The sequence below is a fragment of the Flavobacterium restrictum genome (genome assembly GCF_007097245.1).
GTDB lineage: Bacteria > Bacteroidota > Bacteroidia > Flavobacteriales > Flavobacteriaceae > Flavobacterium > Flavobacterium restrictum.
The window spans coordinates 366,893-384,185 of sequence record NZ_VJZT01000001.1 but is presented as its reverse complement, the minus strand read 5'-3'; the positions used below and the strand labels follow the sequence as shown (position 1 = coordinate 384,185).

The following is a 17,293-nucleotide window of genomic DNA, read 5'->3' as shown; positions in this document are numbered from 1 at the left end:
TAGAAGCAGTACAATCGTTTTTCAAAAATTTGAATGTACCAGTAAATGAAATTACAACTGCTCCAGCAACTGCAATTGACATTATAGGCGAAAACCCAGTTAATATTACTATTAATGAAGTCTATGTTTATGGTATTGTTGATGATGCTATTTTTGAGCAAAACGAAACTTTCAAAAATCTTGCAGATGTAAAATTACTAAAAGCCGATTATGATGGTATTCTAATTTTCGGGATTACACTACATCCAAGAGAAAACAATTTACTGCCTACAAGAGCACAATTAGCCGATATTACACGTGCTTTTAGTAGAACTTTCAAACATACACCAATTACGATTGTTTTTAAATACGGTAATCATATTGCCTTTGCCAATAGCGAAAGAACACAATTCAAACAAACTTGGCGTGAAGGCGAAAAAGTGGGTAAAGTAACCATACTTCGTGATGTATTTATAGAGAAACCTCATTCTGGACACGAAAGAATTCTGCGGAATTTAGGAATAAAGAAAAGCGGAAGTAAGATCATTGAAACTTTTGAAGGTTTATACAAACATTGGCAAGAAGTACTCAATGTTTCTGTATTAAATAAAGCATTTTATGAAGAATTAGTAAATTGGTATTTTTGGGCTATCAAAAAAGTTACTTTCCCAAATGAACCAATTCAAGAAAATGACGAAAACTATTCAGATTATTTTGAAAGACTAAAAGCACATCGAGCACAAAATGTAATTAGACTAATAACAAGATTAATGTTTACTTGGTTTATCAAAGAAAAAAACCTTGTGCCAACTGAATTATTTGACCAGTCGTTTCTAAAAAACAATATCGATTTTGGCGACAACAACAGTAGTAATTATTACAAAGCCATATTACAAAATCTATTCTTTGCTACACTCAACCAAGAAATGGGCAACCGTGAGTTTAGAAAAGAGGGTCAAAATGTAACCATAACCAATCTTTACCGTTACAAGAAATTATTTAATGATGAAAATATCGCTTTAAAATTATTTAAAAATGTTCCTTTCTTGAATGGCGGTTTGTTTGAATGTTTAGATAGAGGACTTGATAAAATAGATGGATTTTCAGAAAGAAAAGATTGCATAATGATTTTTCCTAACGAATTATTCTTTAGCGAAGAACAATTTGAAGACTTTACCGAAGATTATGGTCAATCAGGTAAAAAATATCAAAAAGCACCGGTTAGAGGATTAATCAATTTGCTTAACGATTATGTTTTTACAGTTACAGAAAACACACCTGTTGAAGAAGATGTTGCACTTGACCCAGAGTTATTAGGAAAAGTTTTTGAAAACCTATTGGCAAGTTACAATCCCGAAACCAAAACCACAGCTCGTAAACAAACAGGTTCATTCTATACACCTCGTGAGATTGTTAATTATATGGTAGACGAAAGTCTTATTGCCTATTTAAAAAATGAATTACTCAAAGAAGTCCCAGGTTATGTAGAATTTGGTAAATCTCAAACCAATTTATTTGGTAACGAAGCCAAAAAAGGACAATTATCTTTAGAAACAAAGATTGAAGAAAATCCTTTTAAGGAAAACGAAGAAACACTCGATTTGCAATTACATCAGTTGTTTTCTTATGAAACAATTCAACCATTTAATGACGATAAAGTAAAAAACAGCATTATAGTAGCATTAGATAAATGCAAAATTCTTGACCCAGCTTGTGGTTCTGGTGCTTATCCTATGGGAGTTTTGCATAAAATGGTTCACGTATTACAAAAACTAGATCCCGTAAATACACATTGGAAAGCATTGCAAAAACAAAAAGCAATACAAGAAACCCAAGAAGCATTTGATTTTGGCGAGAAACAAGAACGAGAATTGCGATTGATAGAAATAAATGATGCTTTTGATGATGGAATTAATGACCCAGATTATGCTAGAAAACTGTTTTTAATAGAAAATTGTATTTATGGTGTAGACATACAACCTGTTGCAGTACAAATTTCTAAACTTCGTTTCTTTATATCGCTAGTAGTTGACCAAAAACCTACGCAAGATAGCACTAAAAACAGAGGCATTAGACCATTACCAAATCTCGAAACCAAGTTTGTAGCAGCCAATACATTAATAGGTTTAGATAAGCCAAAACAATTAATGTTGCGTAATCCCGAGATTGAAAAATTAGAAAAACTACTTGCCGAAGTTCGTCACCATCATTTTTCTGCAAAAACACCAAAAACCAAAGAAAAGTGGAGAGCAAGAGACAAAGAACTACGAAACGAAATCAGCCATTTATTGATTGATGATGGTTGGAATACAACAAGTGCCAACCAAGTTGCCAATTGGGACCCATACAATCAAAATACTTCCTCTGATTTTTTTGATACTGAATGGATGTTTGGTTTTGAAAATGGGTTTAATTTAGTTATTGGAAACCCGCCTTATATTGGAGAGAAAGGAAATGAAACAGTATTCCACAAAATGATAGGAAGCGACCTATATAAAAGATTTTATAGTAGATGGATGGATTATTTCTATTATTTTTTTCATTTTGGTTTAGATGCTTTAAAAAAGGATGGAATACTATCATACATAACGACCAATTATTATTTCACTTCAACAGGAGGGGGCAAATTAAGAGAAGATATTAAAAAAAGAGCAACAATTTTTTCAATAGTTGATTTTAATGAAATAAAGGTCTTTGAAAGTGCTAGAGGACAACATAATTCAATTACAATTTTAACAAAAGGAAAAAAAGAATTAATTACTGAAAGTATTATTTGTAATAGCAATTTAACAATAAATGAAAGTCATTTAAACTTAATTTTAAATGGTTTAGATAAGGACACAACTTACTCAAAAATAAAATCAACAAATATTTTTGATGGTTCAGATTTTCAAATAAGAATAAAAGGTATTAATAGTGGAAGTAATATTGATACTATTTTAGATTTAATTGCCAAAAAAAGCAAAACAAAATTAGGAGATATATCGCAAATAACAATGGGTGTTGTTACATTATCTGATACATTTAGCGGTAAACATTCAATAGATTATCCTAATATTAATGCAGTTAAAGGAGACGGTATTTATGTTTTAAATGATGAAGAATTAAATTCATTGGATTTAGGTATAGAAACAAAACAAAAAATCATAAAACCATTTTTTAAAAATTCGGACATATATAAATATGGTACAAAAACTAAAAATGAATTGTGGTTAATCTATTTGAAAGATTTAGGCAAACCATTAAATTTAGAAGAAAACTTGAAAAAACATTTTGAAAGGTTTAGTACTTTAATAATTGGACTTAAAGAAAATTTCTTAAAAAATGAAATAGCTGCTTCGGTCGTGAAGAAATGGTTTAAAAACGGCAATTATTTTGTTTTATTTACTCCAAAAAAAGAAGAATATTTTATTGGAGAAAAAATTGTGTTCCCATACAGAAGTAAAACAAATATTTTCGCATATAGTGAAACTGATTTTTTTGGTTCAAAAGATATTGGATATATATTAAAAAAGGATGCAAACTATAATTTAAAGTATTTACTAACATTATTAAATTCCAAGCTAATGTTTGTGTGGTTATACAATCGTGGAAAAAGAAAAGGAGAAACACTTGAGCTTTATACAAAACCATTAAATGACGTTCCAGTTGTTTCTGCTAATATTAATTATCAAAAAATTCTAATCATTTTTGCAGATATACTTTCTTATTTAATTGATAAAAAAAACAATAAGTTTTATTTTTTTAATGATATAGTTGATGGTTTAGTCTTTGAATTATATTTCACAGACCATATGAAGGACAAAAATATTGATATATATGGTTTTGTTCAAGAAGATATAAAAGCAGTACTTGGCGAAAAAGACTTTGAAAAATTATCTGATACAGAAAAACAAAATTGTATCAATGAATTAGAAAAACGATGGACAAGTGCAGATAACGAAGTTAGAAATCGCATTAAGTTATTTGCAGTTCGTAGCCCAGATATTTTAAAACCTATACTAGAAAGCAAATAATGAAGCAGTTTATTGAAACCATCAAAATAAAAAACTTTAAAGCTTTTCAGGAAGAACAAGTTTTTGATATTAAGGGCAAGAATGTTTTAGTATATGGTACAAATGGCTCGGGTAAATCGTCTTTGTTTTGGGCACTTTATACTTTTTTGCAAAGTAGTATTAAGACTGATGATGAAATAAGGAAGTATTTTCAAACTTTTGATGAACTCAATAAACAAACCCATCAAAGCTTAAAAAATGTTTTTATGCCTGATGATGCAGATAGTTATGTAGATATTACTTTTAAGGATGAAAACGATACTATAACTTCCTACCAAATATCAAATAATGTAATTGATACCAATAATGATGATGATACAAAAATTCAGGAATTAAATCTTGCTAGTGATTTTATAAACTACAAACTTCTTTACAACTTCTACAACACATCACATAAACAAGAAATAAATCTATGGCCAGTTTTTGAAAGAGATATTTTCCCTTTCTTAACTAATGGAACTCAAAATTGGTTAAACGATATCATAAGACCCATAACTAATGACGTGCCAAGAACGCCTACAGGAAAAGTAATTTCTAAAAATAGAAAAATAAGATATGAGGATCAATTAGTTGTTTTAAATGACAAAATACAAGCCTTATTAGATGAAGTTCAAAGAAATGCCAATAAGTTTCTGAAAGAAGAGTTTTTTGATAACAAAGAAGTAATTGAAGTAGAATTAAAATTTACAAAAAAATTTAACTTCAATAAAGTTAGGCAGAAATTATGGGAAGAAGTCAATAGTTATAAAAGGCGAGAAGAACTTCAAATTAAATTAACCATAAAACTTAAAGATGATGGTGCTACTGTATGGAAAACAATTCACAGACCACATTCATTCTTAAACGAAGCGCAACTAACAAGAGTAGCAATAGCAATTAGAATTGGTGCAACGCAAACAAGATTAGAAAGTTTTTTTAAGATTTTGGTTCTCGATGATATGCTTATTAGTTTGGATATGAGTAATCGAATGGATGTAATGCGTTTAATTCTAAATGTAGAAAACAAGGCAGAGCTAAAATTCTTTGACAATTTCCAAAAAATAATACTTACACACGACAAAGGTTTTTTTAATCTAATACAAAGACATACAGAAGATACAGATTGGGTTTATTACAAATTCATTAAAGACGAGAGCAAAAATGAAGCTCCAAAGATTAGCCAAGATTTAACACATTTACAAAAAGCAGAAAAATATTTTGAAGATGCTGAATTAGAAAACTGTGGTAATGAGTTAAGAAAAGCAGCTGAACAAGTTCTAAATCAATATTTAGATCCAACAATGAAAAATCTGAAGGATGATTTTGAAAGTTTAGGAACGAAATTGAACAAAGCAATTAATGAAATTAATAACAATCGTTTTAATAAATTCAAAACTAGCTTCATATCAAATTTAGAACTAGATAAATTAAAGAAAATAAAAGAAGATTATTTAATTGATGTAACGTTGTCAGATGATGAAAAAACTACAATAACGAATACCAAAACAAAAATATTAGATTTATTAATTGATTTAAATTCAGTGAATGATAAAAAGGAAACACTTTTAATAAATACTAAAGAAATACTTGAAAGGATAATGAATGCAGCATCTCACGCAGGAGAAAATCCACTTTACACGGCAGAGTTAAAAGATGCAATTGTTAAAATAAAAGAGTTGAAAGATTTTTTAAATCAATAGAATGAATTACAATCAAGTGAAATAGTTTCAAAACGTCTTAGGTTTGAAACATTAAATTAGGTACAATAATTGATTAAGAATTGGTAAATAATTCACAATGTTGTCTTATTATTCTTTTTAATTCGTAAATTTACTTACTTTTGCACCCTAAATTATAATTATATGAATACTTTTAATTATAAGAAATCTGTTCAAGCACTTAATTACCTAGCGGTTTTAGAAGGAGGAGCGATTAATTATATGAAAGCTCTTAAACTTATTTGGTTGTCAGACAGATACCATTTAAGAAATCACGGTAGAACCATTACAGGAGATAAATATTATGCCTTGAAAAATGGACCTGTTGCATCATTTACAAAAGACATTATAATCAATAAACATATAACCGCTGAACAAAATGAATATAGCTCTTCCTTTGTTAGTGTTAATGGTTATTCACTTTCTTCAAATTCAGAACCAAATGCTAAAGTTTTTTCACAAAAAGAATTAGAGGTTATCAATACAATATTTGATAATTATAAGGCTATGGATGAGTTTGAAATATCTGAATTCTCACATAATTTTCCTGAATGGAAACAATATGAAGAAAAAATAAAAAGGACAGGGAGTAGTTATGTAATTGATATGAATTTGTTTTTTGAAAATTATAAAGACAATTCCAATCTATTTGTAAACGATAAGGAAGAATTAGAAGAAATGAAAAGTTATCAAAAGACTTTTTTTCCTTCATTTGCAATAGTATAATTTTTCTTTATGGATTTACCAAGTAATCTAATTAATTCTGTAATAAAGGAAGGCGCAGTTTTTTATTTTAGAACCAACAAAATTAATTCCGATGAACCACATTATTTTATAGTTATTTCAAATATTGATAATAAAATTATTGCTCTTTCTTGCTGTACTTCTCAATACGATACAATTTTAAAATATATCAAAAGAAATAAATATCCAGTAAGTACAATTGCGGATATTGATTATAATAATTATGATTTTTTAAAAAACCCAACCTTTATAAATTGTAATGGTAAAATAGAATTTGAATACAATGAATTTGTAAACAAACATCTTAAAGATGAAAAAGGAGAAGTTAATAAGGGTGATTTTAAAAAAATCGTAGTAGGAATGTTAAATAGTCCAGATATTGAAGAAGAATTTAAAGAAATACTTAAACTGAAAAAATTGTAATAAAATTATTTAATGAGCAGTTTAAGAAATAAATCAGACATTAATATTGCGGCCGCAGAGCATTTAGATGGAAAAAGTATTTATCCGCCTGTTGCTCATTGTGCCTATTATAGTTGTTATCAGTTTATGAAACACATTTGGTTGTTTTCAATGAACAAAACAGACAATGATTTGGCATTGTTAACAAGAAACACTACTGAAGGCTCACACGAAGTATTAATAAATCAAATTACAAAATATCTAAAGTCTAAAAATCAAGATACTAGGAGTTTTAATACCGAAATAGTTTCACTAAAAAAATTAAGGCATAAATCAGATTACGACAATATAGAAATTGGTTCAGAAATTAGTGCCAATGCTATAAAATTATCAAAATCATCATTAGTCGTTTTGAAAAAATGTTTATAAAAATTAAAGATATGTTACCATTTGAATTTATAAAATCAGAATTAAAAAATTTCATAATTGAATTTCCTAAAACAAGAGTTCGATATGAAATGGATGATAATTCAAGTACTCACTCCATAGAAGTTGTTCCTAATGAGATTTATCGATTAGATAAAAATTATATTATTTGGGAAGATAATTTTTTTGATGAATTTATTAATCAGTTTCCAGATCAAAGCATTTGTTTTATTTCAGACGATGCTATTGTTGGATTAGATAAAATAGATTTCGAACTTTCAGGAAGAGAGTATATATCTATGATACCAAACAATATTATTGATAATGGTTTGCAAGTCCAACCAAATTGCATCAAAAGTTCAAACAATAAAATCAGTATTAATGGATTGAGTTTTAATTCAGGTGTTTCAAAAATACCAGTCGACTTATTTTCATTAATTCAAAATAATAAAAACAAAAGTACTCCAATAAATTTGAAACAAACTTTTTTAAATAATGGTAGTATCGATGCAATACCTAATTATTCTTTAGCAGCTTAAAATGGAAAATAATAAAAATAACCTTGAATCTGGCTTCAAAATAAATAACCTTTTACTTCTTGAAAGTACATTTAGCAGAGTAATAAATGTAACATTTGATAATCCAGAAGTAGTTCAGAATATAGATGTTGATGTTAATGTTAGTGTTAATGAAAACACAGTGGTTGTTACAGAAGAAATTAAGTACAACCAAACTTTTAATGAAATCCAAGAGGTTTCAGCAATAATAAAAATGGTAGGTGTTTTTGAAAAATTTGGAGATAGTGAATTAGATTTAGAAAATTTTGGCAACATAAATGGGGCAGCTATAATATTCCCATATATCAGAGAACATTTAACAAATTTAACTTCTAAAGCTGGTTTGGGATTAATAATAATTCCACCTTTTAACTTCACTAAAAAAGAGAAGTAGTAAAATATCTATTTTAGATACTATTTAAAATTAAGTATTTGAGTAAAAAAGGTTTTCAAAACAACATTTACGGTAAAAACAACACGGGCAATCAAGCGGTCTCTCTTCGGTCGTTCCCTTTGTTCCGTTCGGCTGTTCCAGTCAGTCGTTCCTCCTTCCGTTCCACAGACACTTCACAGCACAAAAAAAAACAGCAGCTTGAAAAACAGCAGCTATTTTTTTTGCACTGTTTCGTTCCTCATCTTCACACGTTCTCTACCCTACGTTCGGCAGGGCTAATGCATCCACAATACCGCTTCATTCCGTTACACTTCGCAAGCTACGTTCCACTGCATTCCAGCCGTATTATGTCTGCCGCCCTTTATTTTTTCAGCGGTTGCTCTTTCGCACAGCCATCGGGGTTGGCTCCGTTCAGTAAAAACTTCACTTTGCCCTAAATCAAGGAACGCCAAAGGCTGACTTATATTTTTTCCCCGCCGTTTCACGCTCGCAGTACTTCTCTCCACTTCGCAAAAGCTACGTTTCTTTCCCGTCCTGCGGTGGCTGTTCGATTGCCGCAACACCGCCGACTTCGCTCCTCGAAAAATAATAAATTCCGCTATCGCTACAATCATTTTTTTCTGCGGTGCTTGGGGGTGTTTGATTGCCGATTCCAAAAGAAACATCCCATATAAAAGACCACACAAGAAACATCCTGCTATAAAAAAAATAAATAAAAAGAAAGTAAAGGTAAGTTTCGGTTTCAAAAAGTAAAGTTCAAGCCCTACGGGTTTTTGAAAAAATCTCCACCCTACATTTTTCGTACGCTTCAACATTAGATTATAATCAAAACTTTATTTCCGAACAACTTCATAATATAAACCCGGGTAGTATTTTTTCAAAAAAACTTGACTTATTTTGAAACCTCCACTGTGACGACGACTTTCTTTTTTTTCTTTTTTTCTTTTAAAAATATATAGGGCGGAGGGTAACGATGGCATCATTTTAAATCCGAAGCTATTCCGGATTGTATTATCAAATCCTTCCAAAAAGAATTAATCTTCCTGATAAGCCACAAATAGAGCCTTTACAGATTTGTTTTTAATTACCACTCATAACCATTAAAGCACAAATTGCAATAATTTATAATAAACAAATGTATTTTAGTTGTCATTTGAAATTAAAATTGGTTTATTGATTAAATTTGTATCATTGTTTAAAATCAATACCAAAGCCGTACCAAGCCCACGAAATTGTAATTTTTAAATTGTCATAATTATGGGTAAAATTGGTAAAGGTATTCTAGGAGGAGTATCAGGAAAAGTAGCGAATGTAGTAGGTGCAAGTTGGAAAGGAATTGATTATCTTAGAGCTAAACCTCAAAGTGTTGCAAATCCTCGTTCTGTTCTACAAGTGAACCAGAGAACTAAGTTCTCTTTAGTATTGAGGTTTTTACAACCAAACTTGAGCTTTGTTAAGTTAGGATTTAAAAACTATGCTGTTAAGCAATCACAATTCAACAGTGCAATGTCTTATGCCCTGAATAATGCAATTACAGGCACAACAATCGATGATTTTGCAATTGACTACAACTTGGCTTTATTAAGTAGAGGAACGTTGTCAGGAGCTTTAAATCCAGTATTTGATCTAACCACTCCGGGACAAGTTCAATTCAGTTGGGATGATAATTCAAATGAAGGTAGCGCTTTGCCAACGGATAAAGCAATGGTTGTTGTTTACAATCCCTTAAAAGGGGAGAGTGTTCTTATCACTGATGGTGCTGCAAGAACAGATGTATCACAAACTGTAACAATACCAAATAGCTATGTTGGGGATGAAATTCTGATGTTTATTTCATTTAAGAATTTTGCTGAAACTCAATTATCGAATAGTATCTTTATTGGCTCTGGTACGGCTTCATAAATTTTATAGATACTTTTTAAAGAACCGCCTTGAAAAAGGCGGTTTTTTTATGCTTATAATTCTGATGATTGTGGGGATATTGTGGGGATATAGGAGCAATAAAAAACCCTAACTCGCTGATTAACAGCGGTTAGGGTTTTAATTCCGCGGAGAAAGAGGGATTCGAACCCCCGGACCTGTTACAGTCAACAGTTTTCAAGACTGCCGCATTCGACCGCTCTGCCATTTCTCCAGTGAGCGACAATCGTTATCTGATTGCGAATGCAAATATAAGAACCTTTTTTGGTTATACAAATGTATTTTTACAAAATTTGATTCTAATTTTATGACTATTTTTTAATCCTTTCATTTACTTCATTTTAGAGCCAAAATAAATTAATATTTCACGTAATCTTTAATTTCTAGACCATATCCAATCATACCAACACGTTTGGTTTGCTCTGTATTTGATAATAATCTAATTTTTGAAATATCAATGTCATGCAAAATTTGAGCTCCAATTCCAAAATCTTTATTGTCCATTTTGATTTGTGGTGCCTTGAATTCACCTTTGGATTGCAACATTTTTAATTCAGTGATTCGATTTAATAAATCAATGGATTGCACTTCTTGATTGATAAATAATACAGCTCCTTTGCCTGCATCATTTATCAATTGAAACATATCGTCTAATTTTTTATTTGCATCATTGGTCAATGTTCCTAATATATCATTGTTTACCGATGTCGAATTTATCCGAGTTAAAATTGGCTCACCAATATTCCAAGTTCCTTTGGTTAAGGCTACGTGAATTTGTTTATTAGTAGTTTGTTGGTATGCTCTTAATCTAAAGGTGCCAAAACGGGTTTCAATATCAAAATCTTCTTTTTTGACAATCAAGCTATCGTGTTGCATTCTATAAGCAACCAAAGCTTCGATGGAAACTAGTTTTAAATTGAATTTTTTTGCCACTTTTACTAATTGTGGTAAGCGCGCCATCGAACCATCTTCATTCATGATTTCGACTATCACACCAGCCGATTTAAATCCTGCTAGTCGCGCAAAATCAATTGCCGCTTCGGTATGTCCTGTTCGTCTTAAAACGCCACCTTGCTTGGCTATTAAAGGAAAAATATGTCCTGGGCGTGCTAAATCATGCGGTTTTGTGTTAGAATCTACTAGCGACAAAATAGTTTTGGCTCTATCTGATGCCGAGATTCCTGTTGTAACACCATTGCCTCTTAAATCCACCGAAACCGTAAAAGCTGTTTCCATAGGGTCGGTATTGTTGGTCACCATTACATGTAGTCCTAGTTCCTTGCAACGACTTTCTGTTAGCGGTGCGCATATCAATCCGCGTCCGTGGGTGGCCATAAAATTGATCATTTCAGGAGTTACTTTTTCGGCTGCGGCCAAAAAATCGCCTTCGTTTTCACGATCCTCATCATCAACTACAATAATTATTTTTCCTTGGCGAATGTCTTCGATAGCTTCCTCAATGGTATTGAGTTGTATTTTATTTGTAACCATAATTGGTGTTATTTTTTGGATGGAAATATTTTTTGAAATAATTTTTGAAAAGGAGCAAAAATGACATCAATATTGATCAATCCAATATCATTTGTGGCTCTGTAAGTAAGTAGTACGGCAAGTGGAGTCAAAATAAACGAGGACATCCAAGCTCCCATAAAGGGCGTCATTCCGTTTTCTTGAGCTACCCGTTTCCCAAAAGTGTTAATAAAGTGAAAGCTTATGAATATTAAAACCGCAAAAACTATAGGAAGTCCAAGTCCTCCTTTTCGGATAATGGCGCCTAATGGTGCTCCTATAAAAAACATTAGATAGCATGCAAAAGCAATTACAAATTTTTCGTACAAAGCTATTTCGTGATTATTAATGTCTTTTTGTTTAAAGTCTAAATTCGTTTTAGTCGCATTAATGGACAATAAAGTATTGTCATTGGTACTCATAGCATTTTTCAAAATACTGGATTTCTCGTCAATCGTGTAGTAGGCCAGAACATCCTTTTGAACTTTTGCGTTTTTGATCAAGAGCTTTTTTGGTACACTTTTTTTCGATTTACTTTGAACTGGAATCCCGACTTTTTGATTAATGTTTTCTGAAAAAGTGACAATTTCGGTCTTTAAATCCTTATGAAGTGAATCTAATGTATACCGTAATTCGGATACATCTAGCATGTTTTTGGTATCTGTTTTGTCCTGTTCTTCTGGATTTACGCTATTCAATTTTGATAAATCGATATTGATAATGTCTTTTTGGAACGCACTTTTTATGAAAGGCATCTTTTTGCGATCTTCGTATTTTTTTGGAATAACGTCTTCGTAGTAGTACCCGTTGTTTAATACTAATTGAAGAATGTTAGATTGTTCATTGCTAATTAATTCACCATCTTTGGCTTTGATAACGGTTCTACTACCATCGCCAATATTCGATTTTTTATGGATGGTAATTCCAGTTAGAATATTCCCGTTTTCTCCAGATTTTTTATTGACTTTGATGGTATAAATCCCAACGGTATTAAATTGTCCTTCGGCGATTGCCAATGCGGGTTTTACTTGTGCAATGTTTCGCCTAAAATTCATGAACTTATATTCCGCATACGGAATGACATTATTAGCAAATAAAAAGGCAACAATGCTTAAAAAGAAAATGAATATTATCAAACTTCGCATGGTTCTTTGCAATGAAATTCCAGAGGATTTCATCGCTGCAAATTCATAATTTTCGGCTAAATTACCAAAGGTCATTATGGAAGCTAATAAAATGGATAACGGCAATACTAGCGGAATTATTCGCGGCATAGAGAACATTAAAAACTTAAATATCATAAGGACATCCAAATCTTTTCCAGCTAATTCAGTAATAAACAACCAAACGGTTTGAAGTATGAATATGAAAAACAATATGACAAATACCGTAGCAAATGTAATTAAGAATGTTTTTAATACGTATTTGTCAAGAATTTTCACTTAAAATTAGTCTAGCTTGTTGATGTAGTAATTTGGATATTTACTCTTTACAAAGGTAAATTGATTTTTTGACAAAGGCTGATTGGTTTTGAAAGAATTAACCGTTAGCGTGGTTTTAGTTCCTTTTTTACCCATTTCTATCAAATTATAAATGTGCTTGGTTTGAATATCAATTCCCAATAAAATCTCTTTTCGTTGGTCTTTGGTGTTGGTAGGAACCAGTTTTATATACTGTATTTTTCGTCCTTTAATGTCTTGAACGATATCCATTGTATATTTATAACCCGAATTAAAAAAAGTCAACATTTTTGAGGGAGTTATTGCATTATCTTCTTTTTCGTTGATTTTAGAAATAGTTATTTCTTCATCTTCAGGGACTATTGTATAGGTTTTGTCTCCGTCAAATAGTTTTGTAACACCCATAAAATTCAATACATATTGATTGCCTTTCATGGTCACATTTCCTTTGCTATCTTGATTGATGTTTTCTTTGGTATTGTTCAAGGAGTATTTAAAATCGATAACAATGTTGTCGTAACTTTTTATTTTTGAAGTTACTTGATCTAATAATTCTTTTGCTTTCTTGTCCTGTGCATGAACGGATAGGCTTATAAAAAATACCAGAAATAGTTGTACAAGTGGTATAAAATAGTTGTTCTTACCGTTAGTTTTTTTAGTTTTCATAGACTACTAATTTTGTTCATTATTAAAAAATTGATCTAGAGAACTCATGTCTTGAATGTTTACGCTTCTGGCTTTACTGCCTTCAAATGGGCCAACAATTCCTGCCGCTTCTAATTGATCTATCAATCGTCCTGCTCGATTATAACCCAATTTTAGTTTTCGTTGCAGCAACGATGCGGATCCTTGTTGTGCGTTTACAATCACCTCGGCAGCTTCTCTAAACAAAGTATCTCTATCAGAAACATCCATATCAAGATTGATGCCACTATCTTCCCCAATAAATTCTGGAAGCAAATAAGCGGTTGCATAAGCTTTTTGGGAACCAATAAAATCAGTTATTTTTTCGACTTCGGGAGTATCAATAAAGGCACATTGTACCCGTACAACATCGTTTCCATTAGTATAAAGCATGTCGCCACGACCTATTAATTGATCCGCACCTTGCGTGTCCAAAATGGTTCTGGAATCAATTTTTGAAGTAACTCTAAAAGCGATTCTTGCCGGAAAGTTGGCTTTAATCAAACCCGTTATTACGTTTACCGATGGTCTTTGCGTGGCAATTATCAAATGGATTCCAATGGCTCTTGCCAATTGTGCCAATCGTGCAATAGGAACTTCGACTTCCTTGCCAGCTGTCATAATCAAATCAGCAAATTCATCAACAACGAGCACGATATAAGGTAAAAAACGATGTCCATTTTCAGGATTTAATTTTCTTGCTTTGAACTTGTCGTTGTATTCCTTAATGTTTCGTACCATCGCATCCTTCAATAACGAATAGCGATTGTCCATTTCAACACAAAGCGAGTTCAAGGTTGCTACGACTTTGGCATTATCAGTAATAATGGCATCTTCGGTATCGGGTAATTTAGCGAGATAATGTCTTTCTATTTTATTAAAAAGGGTAAGCTCTACTTTTTTGGGATCTACCAAAACAAATTTTACTTCCGCGGGATGTTTTTTGTACAAAAGCGAAGTCAAAACCGCATTTAATCCTACTGATTTTCCTTGTCCTGTAGCTCCTGCCATCAACAAGTGAGGCATTTTGGCTAAATCAACCACAAAGGTTTCGTTCGAAATTGTTTTTCCAAGAGCAATGGGTAATTCCATTTCGGCTTCTTGAAATTTTGCCGATCCAATCACACTTTTCATAGAAACCATCGTAGGATTCTTGTTGGGAACCTCAATACCAATGGTTCCTTTTCCGGGAATAGGGGCGATGATACGAATCCCTAATGCCGAAAGTGACAAGGCAATATCGTCCTCTAAACTCTTGATTTTTGAAATCCTAATTCCAGCTTCAGGTACAATTTCATACAAGGTTACAGATGGGCCTACGGTTGCTTTTATTTGTGCAATCTCTATTTTATAATTGCGAAGTGTTTCTACAATTCTATTTTTATTTTCTTCTAATTCTTCTTGATTGATTGTAATCCCTCCCGAAGAATATTCCTTTAACAAATCTATTGTTGGGTATTTGTAATGCGATAAATCAAGGGTTGGGTCGAATAAACCAAAATCCGAAACCAAACGAGAAGCCAAATTGTCCTCAATAATATCCTCTTCAACTGATTTTTCGATTACAAATGCTTCGTCGTTCGTCTTAATTACTTCATTGTAAATAGGAGGTGTTACTTGCATGGCAAGTGGTTTCGAAACGGGTTCTCTATTGAGATCTGATGCGTTCGAAATCGTTGGTTTCAGCGCTTCTTTATTAATCTCAAATTGGTTACCAGGCGATTTTAAATGAAGGTCATCTTCGGGCTCTTCCTCAATAGCAAATTCCTCTAGATTGTAAACACTAGTATCCGTTTTTGGGAATGGATTGGTGGCCAAATCCGCTTTGATTTCGTTCCTGGTACTATCAAAAAGGGATTGAATTTTTTCTGGTGAAATCTTTAATTTAAAAATAACATAAAGTAGTAATCCAAAAATCAAAACCAGTAAAGTGCCCGTTTTGCCAATGTAATCTTGCAAGAACGAATTCAATTCAAACCCAATTGTACCTCCCAATTCTGGTAAGGATGTAGCAAAAAATCCAAATAAAACGGCTATGATAATCATTACAAATAAATCCCAAAACCAAATGTTTTTGAGTTTTTTTATAGAAAGTTCTAAAACCAAATAAAGACCCGTCAAAAAGAACAAGCGCACAAATAAAAAGGCTCCAATTCCAAATCCTTTATAAACAAACAAATCAGATAAAAAAGCACCAAATTTACCCAACCAATTCTCGACAATCTCATTTCTATCCGATAGTTGATTGACAGCACTTTGATCCGATTGTCCATAGCTGTAAAAGGAAATAAAGGCAAATAAAAGGGCGACAGAAAATAAGACCAACAAACTGCCTAAAACTAATTTGTGCTGTTTTGTTACTACCCAAAATTGGGTTCCTTTGGGTTTTGAATCATTATTTTTATCTGTAGATTCTTTTTTAGTAGTTCTAGCCATTCTTGATTTTAATAGTGCCTAAATAAATTTTGGTACATATATTATTAACCCTATAATTATTGCAGTTATGGCGGCAAAAAACACAGCTCCTGCTGCAATATCTTTTATAAAACCTATTCGTTCATGGTAATTGGGATGTATAAAATCGGCTATTTTTTCAACGGCCGTATTCAATCCTTCGACACTCATAATCAAACCAATAGCTAATGTTTGAAAAAGCCATTCGGTAGCAGTTATACTAAAATAAAAACCAGCAACAGTCATCAAAATTCCTATCGAAAATTGCACCATAATGCTATGTTCGGTCGTAATTAATTTGACTGCTCCTTTGAAGGCAAAGGTGACGCTTTTCAATCTTCCTGTAACGAAGGTATTGTCTTTTTGAAATTCCATAGCAAACTATAGTACAGCTAATGCCGCTTCATAATTAGGTTCGTTAGCAATTTCTCCAACTTGTTCTGTGTGGGTAACAGTTCCGTTTTCGTCTACTACGATAATAACTCTGGAGTGCAATCCGGCCAAAGGTCCGTCAATAATTTCTAAACCATTGTTTTTACCAAACGCACCCTCTTGAAAATCTGATAAATTAATGACGTTTTCTAATCCTTCAGCACCACAAAAACGTTTTTGTGCAAATGGCAAATCTCTAGAAATACACAATACGGTTGTGTTGTCTAATGTGCTGGCACTTTCGTTAAATTTTCGAACAGATGTTGCACAAGTTCCAGTATCGATACTTGGAAAAATATTCAAAACTAATTTTTTTCCAGCAAAAGTACTTAATGTAGCAATTGACAAATCGTTTTGAACTAATTTAAAATCAGCTAATTGTGAACCTACCGTTGGTAATTCTCCTGAAGTGTGTATTGGATTTCCTCCTAATGTAATTGAAGCCATTTTTTTTTGTTTTTAATGAGGTTCAAAAGTAAGGATTTTTTTTAAGAATTATGTTCTTACTCTTTAAGAATTTATTGGTTGATGTATTCCTAAATACAACTTTTTGGCATAAAAAAAGCGCACTCATTTCCAA

The 17,293-nt window shown here is 31.8% G+C and carries 15 protein-coding genes and 1 tRNA gene; 8 read left to right on the top strand and 8 right to left on the bottom strand.

All coding sequences use genetic code 11. The features are described from left to right. The first annotated feature begins 419 nt into the window (after nucleotides 1-419). The 7 genes from FNW21_RS01590 (at nucleotide 420) to FNW21_RS01560 (ending at nucleotide 8,254) form a co-directional block, all read left to right on the top strand. Nucleotides 420-3,995, top strand: coding sequence for an Eco57I restriction-modification methylase domain-containing protein (locus FNW21_RS01590; RefSeq protein WP_185963859.1), 3,576 nt, complete (start codon nucleotides 420-422; stop codon nucleotides 3,993-3,995). Beyond that, nucleotides 3,995-5,713, top strand: coding sequence for an ATP-binding protein (locus tag FNW21_RS01585; protein ID WP_144254975.1), 1,719 nt, complete (start codon nucleotides 3,995-3,997; stop codon nucleotides 5,711-5,713). Before FNW21_RS01590 ends, FNW21_RS01585 begins: the two co-directional genes overlap by 1 nt. 162 nt (nucleotides 5,714-5,875) lie before the next feature. Then, nucleotides 5,876-6,457: a Panacea domain-containing protein gene (locus tag FNW21_RS01580; RefSeq protein WP_144254974.1), complete on the top strand. Its 582-nt coding sequence runs from the start codon at nucleotides 5,876-5,878 to the stop codon at nucleotides 6,455-6,457. A 9-nt stretch (nucleotides 6,458-6,466) separates the two neighbouring features. Beyond that, nucleotides 6,467-6,898 (top strand): hypothetical protein, encoded by a 432-nt coding sequence (locus FNW21_RS01575; RefSeq protein ID WP_144254973.1) that lies wholly within the window; start codon nucleotides 6,467-6,469, stop codon nucleotides 6,896-6,898. Nucleotides 6,899-6,910: 12 nt separating this feature from the next. Beyond that, nucleotides 6,911-7,306, top strand: coding sequence for a hypothetical protein (locus tag FNW21_RS01570; protein ID WP_144254972.1), 396 nt, complete (start codon nucleotides 6,911-6,913; stop codon nucleotides 7,304-7,306). Between the two features lie 11 nt (nucleotides 7,307-7,317). Beyond that, a complete protein-coding gene (locus FNW21_RS01565; protein ID WP_144254971.1) occupies nucleotides 7,318-7,842 on the top strand; it encodes a hypothetical protein in 525 nt (174 codons plus the stop codon). 1 nt (nucleotide 7,843) lies between these two features. Further along, nucleotides 7,844-8,254 carry a protein-export chaperone SecB gene (locus FNW21_RS01560; RefSeq protein ID WP_144254970.1) on the top strand — a complete coding sequence of 137 codons (411 nt, stop codon included), beginning with the start codon at nucleotides 7,844-7,846 and terminating at the stop codon, nucleotides 8,252-8,254. A 305-nt stretch (nucleotides 8,255-8,559) separates the two neighbouring features. On the opposite strand, the gene FNW21_RS01555 is transcribed toward FNW21_RS01560, so the two are convergent. Next, nucleotides 8,560-9,069 (bottom strand): hypothetical protein, encoded by a 510-nt coding sequence (locus FNW21_RS01555; protein WP_144254969.1) that lies wholly within the window; start codon nucleotides 9,067-9,069, stop codon nucleotides 8,560-8,562. A gap of 442 nt (nucleotides 9,070-9,511) precedes the next feature. Here FNW21_RS01555 and FNW21_RS01550 point away from each other — a divergent pair, with 442 nt between their 5' ends. Continuing rightward, nucleotides 9,512-10,156, top strand: a complete 645-nt coding sequence (locus FNW21_RS01550) for a DUF6266 family protein (RefSeq protein ID WP_144254968.1) — start codon at nucleotides 9,512-9,514, stop codon at nucleotides 10,154-10,156. 147 nt (nucleotides 10,157-10,303) lie between these two features. Here FNW21_RS01550 and FNW21_RS01545 read toward each other — a convergent pair. The 7 genes from FNW21_RS01545 to tpx all read right to left on the bottom strand — a co-directional run bounded on the left by FNW21_RS01545 (nucleotide 10,304) and on the right by tpx (nucleotide 17,160). Next, a tRNA-Ser gene (locus FNW21_RS01545) sits at nucleotides 10,304-10,388 on the bottom strand. A gap of 143 nt (nucleotides 10,389-10,531) precedes the next feature. Then, nucleotides 10,532-11,665 carry a 3,4-dihydroxy-2-butanone-4-phosphate synthase gene (ribB, locus tag FNW21_RS01540; RefSeq protein ID WP_185963858.1) on the bottom strand — a complete coding sequence of 378 codons (1,134 nt, stop codon included), beginning with the start codon at nucleotides 11,663-11,665 and terminating at the stop codon, nucleotides 10,532-10,534. 8 nt (nucleotides 11,666-11,673) lie between these two features. Continuing rightward, a complete protein-coding gene (locus FNW21_RS01535) occupies nucleotides 11,674-13,125 on the bottom strand; it encodes an LptF/LptG family permease (protein ID WP_144254966.1) in 1,452 nt (483 codons plus the stop codon). A 6-nt stretch (nucleotides 13,126-13,131) separates the two neighbouring features. Then, on the bottom strand, nucleotides 13,132-13,809 hold the full coding sequence (locus tag FNW21_RS01530; RefSeq protein WP_144254965.1) for a LolA family protein: 678 nt from the start codon (nucleotides 13,807-13,809) through the stop codon (nucleotides 13,132-13,134). Nucleotides 13,810-13,815: 6 nt separating this feature from the next. Further along, nucleotides 13,816-16,263, bottom strand: a complete 2,448-nt coding sequence (locus tag FNW21_RS01525) for a DNA translocase FtsK (RefSeq protein WP_144254964.1) — start codon at nucleotides 16,261-16,263, stop codon at nucleotides 13,816-13,818. An 18-nt stretch (nucleotides 16,264-16,281) separates the two neighbouring features. Further along, complete coding sequence (locus tag FNW21_RS01520) at nucleotides 16,282-16,656, bottom strand: diacylglycerol kinase family protein (RefSeq protein WP_144254963.1); 375 nt, start codon at nucleotides 16,654-16,656, stop codon at nucleotides 16,282-16,284. 6 nt (nucleotides 16,657-16,662) lie between these two features. Continuing rightward, nucleotides 16,663-17,160, bottom strand: coding sequence for a thiol peroxidase (gene tpx, locus FNW21_RS01515; protein ID WP_144254962.1), 498 nt, complete (start codon nucleotides 17,158-17,160; stop codon nucleotides 16,663-16,665). Nucleotides 17,161-17,293 lie beyond the last annotated feature (133 nt).